A 9,077-nucleotide genomic window follows, 5' to 3' on the forward strand; every position below is an offset into this window, starting at 1 on the left:
GGGATTTGCCTTGCCGTGGCGGTGGCGCTTACTTGAACTCCAGCCGCACGGCCGGCTGGCCGGGCAGCTTCAGCCAATACACGCCGGGCTGGAGGGTGCCGCGCAACACGTCGAGGGCGTGGGCGTCGGGGCTGACGGTGCGCACCACGCGGCCGGCGGCGTCGAGCAGCTGGGCCTGCAGCGGTAGCAGCAGCTCCTTGGGCAGCACCAGGTGCACGGCTTCGGCGGCGGGGATGGGGTAGGCCTGGGCGGCGGGCAGGGCGCTGGCTTTGCTGGTGGCGAGGGCCGTGCCGGCCTGCCCGAGGCTGGGCCGCAGGAAGTCGCGGATGGCGCGGAAGGTGGTGTCGGCGTAGGCCGCGTTGCTTTCGAAGGGAATGTGGCCGGCGCGGGAGAGGCGCACCAGCGTGTTGCGAATGCCCACCTGCGTGGCGCGGGGGTTCAGGCGGCCGCTGCCGTACACGTACTTGGGCGGCAGCGGGCTGCCCACCCGGCCCTGCAGGTAGGGCACGGTGGCGTCGGCGGTGCCGTGCACGCTGAGCAGCGGGGCGTTGCCGGCCTCGATGAGGCTGGGGTTTTCGGTGGCGCCGCTCAGGTTGAGCACGGCCAGCGGGGCGCTGCTGTAGCCGGGGTTGCCGCTGGCGCCTTCTATGCCGCCCAGGGCGGCCAGGCCCACGTAGGCCGGCACTTCGGTGGCTTTGTCGAGGTAGCCCACCTCCAGCGCCGCGAAGGCCCCGGCCGAGGAGCCGCCCACGGTGATGTAGGCGGGGTTTACCTTGTAGGTTTTGGTGGTGGCGGCGTCTTTGCGGAAGAAGCGCACGGCGGCCCGCAGGTCCTGCATGCCCCGAATGGCCGACTTGGCAATGTTCACCGAATCGAGGCCGCCCGCGAGGATGGTGCCGAAATCAAGCAGCCGGTAATCGATGCTGGCCGTGACGTAGCCCAGCCGGGCAAAGCGCGTGCACACGTCAACCATGTAGGCATCGGTGCGCGCGCCGGTGATGAAGCCGCCCTGGTGCGCGAAAATGATGACCGGCCGGCGGCTCACGGTGTCGCCCGTGGGCTGGTAGATGTCCATCAGCAATTGCTGGTTGGCGCCGGCCGAGTTCACGGCCGCGCCAAAGCTGACGCCCGACGTCACCGTTACGTTCGCGAACCGGGGCTGGTAGTACCGCCCGCGGGTGGTATCGATGCGGGCCTGGGCCGAAGCCGAATGCGCGCCGGCCACCAACAGCGCGACGAGAAGCAGGAGTAAAGATTTCATATAGCCGAGAAGTGTGCCGGGAGAAGAAGAAGCCGCGAAACGGGCCGCGGCTTCGTCCCAATGATACAACGAATTTTAGCAGTTGGTTGCCCGGAAGGCGGTCTTTTACAAGGAGAAATGTCCGGGCGCAGTTTCTTGCCCGAGCTACTGCACCACCACGCGGCGCACCAGCGGCACGCCCGCCACGCGCAGGTGCAGCTGGTAGACGCCGGGCGCCAGGCCGCGCACGCTCACCTCGCCGGTGAGGGGCTGGCCGGCGGGGGCCGACAGCGCCAGGCGGCGCACCGTCTGGCCCAGGGCGTTGGTCAGCTCGGCCATGGCGGCAGCGGCGCCACCGGGCAGCGGCAGCACCACCTGGAAGCTCTCCGAAGCCGGGTTGGGATACACCTGCAGCTGGGCGGCCAGGGCCTGGGCCGGGCTGGTGGCCAGCACGCCGGCAGCGCTCAGCTCCAGGGCGAAGCGGCCGGGGGCGGTGGTGCCGGCCACGCTGAAGGCGTAGCGCGTGCCGGCGGCCAGCGGGGTGCGGGTGCCCGTCAGGGCATCGGTCAGGGTGAGGGCGCCGGGGGCGTAGTTGGCCAGCTGCGCGGCGGTGAGGACGTAGGCGCCGGGCGCGGGCACCGACACGGACAGCAGCACGGTGGTGGGTGCCCCCACCGTGGGCAAGCCGTTGATGGCCAGCGGCTCGCCGGCGGCCACCGTGGCCAGGTTCAGGCCGCTGGGGTTGGGCAGCTTCACGGCGTCGGAGGCGGCATCAACCCCGGCGGTGGCGCTGGCCTGCTGGTAGAGGTAGGCTTCGTCGGCCAGCGCGGGCGTGGCGGCGGCGGCCAGCGTGAGGCGCAGCTGCGGCCGGGCATCGGCGGTGGTGCGCTGCACGGTGGCGGTGTTGGCGGTGGCGAAGTCGGTGATACGGGCGGCCAGCGGGAAGTTGAGCGTGACGGGCGCGCTGCTGAGCGAGCGCACGAAGAAGCCCTGTCCCAGCGGGATGGTGGCGCCCGTGCCGCCCACGCCGTTCACGTAGGCGCGGTAGTTGCCGGCATATTGGGCCGTGCTCACGAAGATGTACATGGCGCCGCTCATGCCCGCGGGCACCGGCACCAGGTCCCAGTTCAGGGCCGAGGCGAAGGGGTTGCCCACCAGGTGCCAGCCGGCGGTGGCCGTGGCGGCGGCGGGCAGGGTCACGGCAAAGTCGGCGTTGTTGCCGTTGAGGGGGCTGGTGAGGGCGATGGTCTGCCCCGCCGTGATGTTGATGGCGTAGCCGAACCCGCGCGACGAAGAAATGGGCGTCGCAACGACGGGCAGTGAGGGCACAAACCAGCCCTTGTCGAACTCCGAGTAGCTGGTGGCCGGCGAGGTAGTGGCCCGGGTCTGGTTGTAGGCAAACACGTTCGGGAAGGGCGTCACCAGGTCGGGCCGGGTGCTGGAGTTGTAGGCCGCGTTCAGCACCGGCGTGAAGGCGGGCGCGCTCACGTTGGCCAGGCTGGCAAAGTCAAACGGCACGGTGAGGTGGCGGTAGCCCAGGCCGGGGTTCACGCTGGGTTCGAGGTAGCGTTGCAGGGTGAAGGCGGTGCGGGTGGTGCCGGTACCGGGCGTCACGAGGGCCGTGCCGCTGGCGCTGGAAAGCAGCGTCAGGGCGGCGTTGCTGTTTTCGAGGGTGCCGCTGGTGGGCAGCAGGCGCTGGCGGATGCTCAACGCGCTGGTCAGGGTGAGGCTGTTGACGTCGGGCACGGCCATTTCCAGCTCGCGCACGGTGGCGGGCAGGCCCGTGCCGGTGGCCTGGCTGCCGGCGCCGGTGTAGGCATAGCTGGCGTCGTTGCTGAACGTACGGCTGCCCGTGTTGCGGATGGCCCCGGTGGCGCCGCTGGCGCTGATGCCCGCCGCATCGCAGATGCGCAGCGCCCCGCCGGCCTGCAGGTCGAAGCTGCCCGGGCCGTCCACCACGAAGCAGCTGGTGTTGAGGGCGCCGGCCGGCTGGCCGCTCAGCCCTTTAATAACCAGCGTGCCGTACACCGTCACGTTGCCGCCGAGGGTGGCCGTGCCGCTGTTGATGGTGATGTCCTGGTAGGAGCCGGCGGGCACGGCGGTGTTCGTATTAATAACGAGGCTGGGATAGGCCACCACGAAGGGCGCCAGCAGCGGGCGCAGGAAGGCGCGGATGTCGCGGTAGGTGGTGTCGGCGTAGGCCGCCGAGCTGGCGCTGCCGGTGTTGGCGCTCTGCACCGGGTACTGCGGAATGTGGGGCGCCTTGCTGAAGCGGCGCAGCACGTTGGGCACGCCCACGCCGGTGGCGTAGGGGTTCAGCAGGCCGCTGCCGAACACGTACTTGGGCGGCAGGCCCGCCCCCACCCGGCCCTTGAGGTAGGGCACCACGGCGTCGGAAGTGCCGTGGGCGCTGTAGAGGGGCGCGTTGCCGGCTTCGATGATGCTGACCGGATTGGTGGCGCCGCTCAGGTTGAGCACCGCCAGCGGGAAGCTGTTGTAGCCCGGGTGGCCGCTGCTGCCCTCAATGTCGGCGGCGGTGAGGTTCAGGTCGGCCGTCGTTTCGCTCACCTTGTCGAGGTAGCCCACTTCGAGCGCCGCGAAGGCGCCCGCCGACGCCCCGCCCACCACAATGCGGCTGGGGCTGACGCGGTAGGCGTTGGCGGTGGCGGCGTCTTCGCGGAAGAAGCGCACGGCGGCGCGCAGGTCCTGCATGCCCCGAATGGCGGCCAGGCTCACGCCGGTGGTGTCGGTGGGGGTGAATACCAGGAAGGGGTTGAGGCGGTAGTCGATGCTGGCCGTGACGTAGCCCAGCTTGGCAAACTGCGTGCACACCTGCACCATGTACGACTCGCCGCGCGAGCCCGTGACGAAGCCGCCCTGGTGGGCGAAGATGATAACCGGCCGCTGCGCCGTGGCGTCGCCCGCGGGCTGGTACACGTCCATGAGCAGCGGCAGGGGGCGGCCGAGAAAGTCGGTCGTGTTGCCGTAGACCACGCCCGAAGTTGTCGTCACGGTGGTGAACTTGGGCTGGAAGTAGCGCCCGTTGGTGGTGTCAATCGGCATCTGGGCCAGGGCACTGTGGCAGGTGCCCAGCACCAGCAGCAGCGCAAACAGTAGAGAAGCTTTCATAGAAAAGCGGGTTGGAAACGTGAAAGGGATGGAGCCAATGGGCTGACGTAGAATCGGGCCGTAGGGTTGGGCGACCAGGCAAACCGGCGTTTCGAAGGTACAACCTGCGTTATTTGCAGTCGCGCCGCTCGCGTGGCGCAGTTGCCCCCGCCCGTCGTTGCACCGCGCTCTGGTGGCGGCGCCCCCGTCCGGGCGGGGGCAGGCCCCGCCCCTCCCCCTGTCAGCCCATCCCCCCATGTCCATCCTCTTTCCTCCCGCCCTGCAAGCCGGCCAGCGCGTGGCCCTCGTGAGCCCGGCCCGCAAAATATCGGCCGCCGAGCTGGCCCCCGCCGTTGCCACCCTCGAAAGCTGGGGCCTAAACGTGGTGCTCGGCGACAGCATTGCCGGCGACTACCACCAGTTTGCCGGCCCCGACGAGCTGCGCCGCGCCGACTTCCAGCGCCAGCTCGACGACCCCACCATCCGCGCCATCCTCTGCGCCCGGGGCGGCTACGGCACCGCCCGCATCGTGGACGGGCTGGACTTTGCCGGCTTCCGGGCCGCGCCCAAGTGGGTGGCCGGCTTTTCGGACATCACCGTGCTCAATGCCCACCTGCTGGCCCTGGGCTACGCCAGCATCCACGGCGTGATGCCGGTGCTCTTTCACCAGGCCGGCGGCGAGCTGGCCCTCGAAACCCTGCGCCGGGCCTTGTTCGGCGAAGCCTTTCAGCCCATTGCCGCCCCGCCCCACGCCCTCAACCGCCCCGGCACCGCCACCGGCGCGCTGGTGGGCGGCAACCTGAGCCTGCTCCAGACGGTGACCGGCACGGCCTCGCAGGCCGGCTTCGCGGGCCGCATCCTGTTTCTGGAAGACCTCGACGAGTACCTCTACCACATCGACCGCATGATGCTGCACCTGCACCGCAGCGGCCAGCTGGCGGGCCTGGCCGGCCTGGTGGTGGGCCACTTCTCCGATATGCGCGACAACGCCATTCCCTTCGGCTCGTCGGCCTGGGAAATCATCGACCGCTACGCACGTATGTACGACTTTCCGGTAGCCTACAACTTCCCGGTGGGCCACGAGGCCGACAACCTGGCGCTGACGGTGGGGCAGGTGGCGACGCTGACGGTGGACGCCACCGGGGGCCGGCTCACGGTCCTGTAGCGTGGACTCTGCGAGTCCGCGCCCGCCGGCGCCGTTTGGGCGGCCGGCGCGGCGGCGCGGACGGGCGCCTCACCCCCTGCCCCCCTCTCCTCAGGGAGAGGGGGCACCGGCTTTGCGCCTATAAAATCGGCTGGCTCCCCCTCTCCTTGAGGAGAGGGGGCCGGGGGGTGAGGCGCCTCGCCGAACGATGCGGGAGAGGGGACCGGGGGGCAAGGCGCTTCGTTGAACGCTCCCGCCCCCGCCTACAGCTCGGCCAGCAGCGCGCCGAAGGTGTCCAGGCGCTGCGCGCCGGGCACGGCCAGCTTATCAAACACCAGGTAGTAACGATACTGGGAGCCGGCCGCCGCCGCCCCGGCAGCCCGGCCGGCGGCGGCCGGACTGTAGCGCGGACTTTGTAGTCCGCGACTTCGCCCTTCCGCCACTGGCGCTGCCGGGGCGGGGTCGCGGACTACAAAGTCCGCGCTACAGTCCGGCCCCGCCCAAAAAACGCCCCCAATCGTTTGCGGATTACCGAAGCTCGTCTATATTTGGTTTCCGGCTCCGGCGAGCCCGGCCAACGCCCTGGGGCATAGGCCTGCAGCCGGCCGGCTGTTCTGCCTTGCTCTACCCGCGCCGTGTTGTTTGCCCCGCTCCGTTGTGCTGCCGTCGACGCCCTGGTTGGCCCCGTGCCCGGCCCGGGCGGGCGCGGGCGCGGCGGGCGGCAGCCCCTCCCGCTCCTTGTCCGGGGTTTTCCAGGTTTCGGCTGGCCCGGCCGAAGCGTTGGCCGCGCCTTCCTAATGGCAGACCGGCCCGTCCGACGTTTAGGGGAGTTCTTCCAAGGTTTAGGTAGGGCCGTCCGACGTTTAGGACACGCCTGCCAACGCTTAGGAAGCAGCGGCCTACGTTTAGGATACGCATGCCGACGTTTAGGAAGCGGCTACCTAAACGTGGGAAGGCGCCCCCCACGCGGCGGGTTCCGCGTGGGCCGCCTCGGGCGGGCCGGGGCCGGGCGGCGGGGGGCCGTGTGGTGGCGAAGAAACCAGGTGCCTCGCGGCCTGTGGGCCAACTGTTTCCAGGTTTTTCGTCTACACCATTCTTCCCATGAGCTCCCGAAAATTACTCACTAATTTCGACAACGTGCCCAAGATGGAAATCGGGCCGCTGGCCCAGAACTGCCTCACTAACACCGTGGGCAACACGCGTTACCCCAAGGCCAAGCCCCAGACCGATGCGCTGACGGCCGCCCTCACCCCCTACCTGGCGGCGGCCAGCATCCTGCACCCCACCCCCACCCAAACCGCCGAGCTGAACCAGCTGCGCACCGCCCTGAACGCGGCCCTCAGCGCCGTGGCCCAGATGGCCAACCTGCTCTATCCCGACGACGAGGCCGCCCTGCTCTCCACCGGCCTGGCCCTCACCAAGGAGCGCGAGCGCCACACCACGCTGGAGGCCCCGCTCCGGTTCCAGCTCGTGGACGGCCCCACGCCCGGCACGCTCTGCGCCAAGGCCAAGCGCCCGCCCCACGCCGTGGCCCTGAAGTACCTCTACACCCTCGACCCCACCGAGGCCGACATTGAGTGGTACGTGGTGGTGGTGCGCGACGGCGACGCCCTGCTGACGCAGTGCAAGAGCGGCGACAAGGTGTACTGCAAGGTGGCCGCCGTGGGCGGCGACACCGACCAGCAGCCGTTTGCCGACGTGCTAAGCCGCATCGCGCAGTAAGCGCCTTACCGACAGCTTAATACTTCCGGCCTGCGCCCGGCTGCCCCTCGGGCGGCCGGGCGCTTTGCGTAGGGGCCGGCCAGCGCTTTACAGGAATTGTACAAGGTCGTCTTGGTTCGACACATGACATGTTTATGCTATATCGCGGCTTTATCGGGGGCGGTACCTTTGTAGAATTATCTGACCGGATTGTATTCCCTGCCCGCCGCTTCGGGTGAAGTGGTGGAATGTTCCTCTTTTACCGTTTCTCCCACCCGTATGCGTTCACGCTACTCCCTGGCTGCCACCCGCGGACCCCGCACGGCCCCGGCGGCCACCGCCCCGGCCCGCCCCACCGGCGCCGCCCGCCACCAGCTCTGGCACCTGAGCAGCCCCCTGCTGCGGGCGCTGCTGCTGCTGGCGGCCCTGCCGGCGCTAAGCCAGGCCCAGACCATCAGCGGCACGGACTTCGACCCGGTGGCCGGACAGAACGGGGTGTTGCTCGGGGCCACGCAGGCCGCGGTGATGGCCGCCAGCGCCACGAGCCTGACCGTGCCCCTGGGCACCACCTACCAGTATCCCACGGTTGCGAACCTGACCACGGCGCGCACGGCCGACGCCAGCCAGCCCACCGGCTTCGCCACCGGCACGGCTCCCTACCCGGGGGCCGCCGTGGGCGGCGACACCGACCAATAGCCCTTCACGCAAGTGCTGAGCCACATCGTGCAGTAGGCGCCCTCCCCGAAGTTTAAATAAGTAAAATATAACACGTTTGTGTCATAGCCAAGCCGGACGTTTGGGCCCGCCTTTGCACTTTCTGCCTTTTCAACATTATTTAATACGGTCGCCTTTCCTGGTCAGGAAGCGAACCCAAGGCATTCAACCGACTAGTCCTCTTCTAAACGTATGGAAAACCCCTACCTCGCCTGCGGGCGGCCGGCCCGCGTGGGCCGGCTCACGCCCGCCTTATTCCTCCGCTTCATGCTGTTGCTGGCGCTGCTGCCCTGGGCGGCACGCGCCCAAACCCGCGTGAGCGCGGGCGGCAACCACTCGCTTTCCATCCACCCCGACGGCACGCTCTGGGCCTGGGGCAACAACGCCAGCGGCCAGCTCGGCAACGGCGCCATCGGCGGCATCAACCCCACGCCGACGCAGGTGGGCACGGCCACCAACTGGGCCAGCGTGAGCGCGGGCAGCGTCCACACGCTGGCCGTGCGCACCGACGGCACGCTCTGGGCCTGGGGCAGCAACAGCAACGGCCAGCTCGGCACGGGCGGCGGCAGCAGCGCCACGCCGGTGCAGGTGGGCGCGGCCACCAACTGGGCCAGCGTGAGCGCGGGCAGCGTCCACTCGCTGGCTGTGCGCACCGACGGCACGCTCTGGGCCTGGGGCAACAACGCCAGCGGCCAGCTCGGCACGGGCGGCGGCAACGGCAACAACCCCACGCCAACGCAGGTGGGCGCGGCCACGAGCTGGGCTAGCGTGAGCGCGGGCGCCAACCACTCGCTGGCTGTACGCACCGACGGCACGCTCTGGGCCTGGGGCAACAACGCCAGCGGCCAGCTCGGCAACAACGCCATTGGCGGCAGCAGCGCCACGCCGGTGCAGGTGGGCGCGGACACCAACTGGGCCAGCGTGAGCGCGGGCTCCAACCACTCGCTGGCCGTGGGCACCGACGGCGCGCTCTGGGCCTGGGGCAGCAACAGCAACGGCCAGCTCGGCAACGGCACCGTCGGCGCCTCCTACAGCATTCGGAGGCAGGTAGGGACGGCCACCAACTGGGCCAGCGTGAGCGCGGGCAACGCCCACACGCTGGCCGTGCGCACCGACGGCACGCTCTGGGCCTGGGGCACCAACGCCAGCGGCCAGCTCGGCACGGGCGGC

At 69.8% G+C, this 9,077-nt stretch carries 8 protein-coding genes; 5 read left to right on the forward strand and 3 right to left on the reverse strand.

Annotated features, from left to right (window positions below; translation table 11 throughout):
- Positions 1–28: 28 nt before the first annotated feature.
- Both Q4S41_RS23080 and Q4S41_RS23085 read right to left on the reverse strand, forming a co-directional pair.
- Complete coding sequence (locus Q4S41_RS23080; RefSeq protein ID WP_305033504.1) at positions 29–1,261, reverse strand: alpha/beta hydrolase; 1,233 nt, start codon at positions 1,259–1,261, stop codon at positions 29–31.
- 144 nt (positions 1,262–1,405) lie between these two features.
- Entirely contained in the window at positions 1,406–4,369 is a 2,964-nt protein-coding gene (locus tag Q4S41_RS23085; protein ID WP_305033505.1) for a carboxylesterase family protein, read from the reverse strand.
- A 235-nt stretch (positions 4,370–4,604) separates the two neighbouring features.
- Here Q4S41_RS23085 and Q4S41_RS23090 point away from each other — a divergent pair, with 235 nt between their 5' ends.
- Positions 4,605–5,513: a S66 peptidase family protein gene (locus Q4S41_RS23090; protein ID WP_305033506.1), complete on the forward strand. Its 909-nt coding sequence runs from the start codon at positions 4,605–4,607 to the stop codon at positions 5,511–5,513.
- A gap of 242 nt (positions 5,514–5,755) precedes the next feature.
- Here Q4S41_RS23090 and Q4S41_RS23095 read toward each other — a convergent pair whose 3' ends face one another.
- Positions 5,756–5,935 carry a hypothetical protein gene (locus Q4S41_RS23095; protein WP_305033507.1) on the reverse strand — a complete coding sequence of 60 codons (180 nt, stop codon included), beginning with the start codon at positions 5,933–5,935 and terminating at the stop codon, positions 5,756–5,758.
- 199 nt (positions 5,936–6,134) lie between these two features.
- Between Q4S41_RS23095 and Q4S41_RS23100 the strand changes: the two genes are divergently transcribed.
- The 4 genes from Q4S41_RS23100 to Q4S41_RS23115 all read left to right on the forward strand — a co-directional run.
- Positions 6,135–6,290, forward strand: coding sequence for a hypothetical protein (locus Q4S41_RS23100; protein WP_305033508.1), 156 nt, complete (start codon positions 6,135–6,137; stop codon positions 6,288–6,290).
- Positions 6,291–6,593: 303 nt separating this feature from the next.
- Positions 6,594–7,214, forward strand: coding sequence for a hypothetical protein (locus Q4S41_RS23105; RefSeq protein WP_305033509.1), 621 nt, complete (start codon positions 6,594–6,596; stop codon positions 7,212–7,214).
- 258 nt (positions 7,215–7,472) lie between these two features.
- Complete coding sequence (locus tag Q4S41_RS23110) at positions 7,473–7,889, forward strand: hypothetical protein (RefSeq protein WP_305033510.1); 417 nt, start codon at positions 7,473–7,475, stop codon at positions 7,887–7,889.
- Positions 7,890–8,099: 210 nt separating this feature from the next.
- The coding region (locus Q4S41_RS23115; RefSeq protein WP_369811349.1) for an RCC1 domain-containing protein at positions 8,100–9,077 on the forward strand (978 nt) is incomplete at its 3' end.

The organism is Hymenobacter convexus (assembly GCF_030580955.1).
Classification (GTDB): Bacteria; Bacteroidota; Bacteroidia; order Cytophagales; family Hymenobacteraceae; genus Hymenobacter.

Excerpts from the sequence above, each read along its gene's own strand:
- Q4S41_RS23090 (WP_305033506.1), top strand. The coding sequence starts at position 4,605 with ATGTCCATCCTCTTTCCTCCCGCCCTGCAAGCCGGCCAGCGCGTGGCC.
- Q4S41_RS23080 (WP_305033504.1), bottom strand. The coding sequence starts at position 1,261 with ATGAAATCTTTACTCCTGCTTCTCGTCGCGCTGTTGGTGGCCGGCGCG.
- Q4S41_RS23105 (WP_305033509.1), top strand. The coding sequence starts at position 6,594 with ATGAGCTCCCGAAAATTACTCACTAATTTCGACAACGTGCCCAAGATG.
- Q4S41_RS23085 (WP_305033505.1), bottom strand. The coding sequence starts at position 4,369 with ATGAAAGCTTCTCTACTGTTTGCGCTGCTGCTGGTGCTGGGCACCTGC.
- Q4S41_RS23110 (WP_305033510.1), top strand. The coding sequence starts at position 7,473 with ATGCGTTCACGCTACTCCCTGGCTGCCACCCGCGGACCCCGCACGGCC.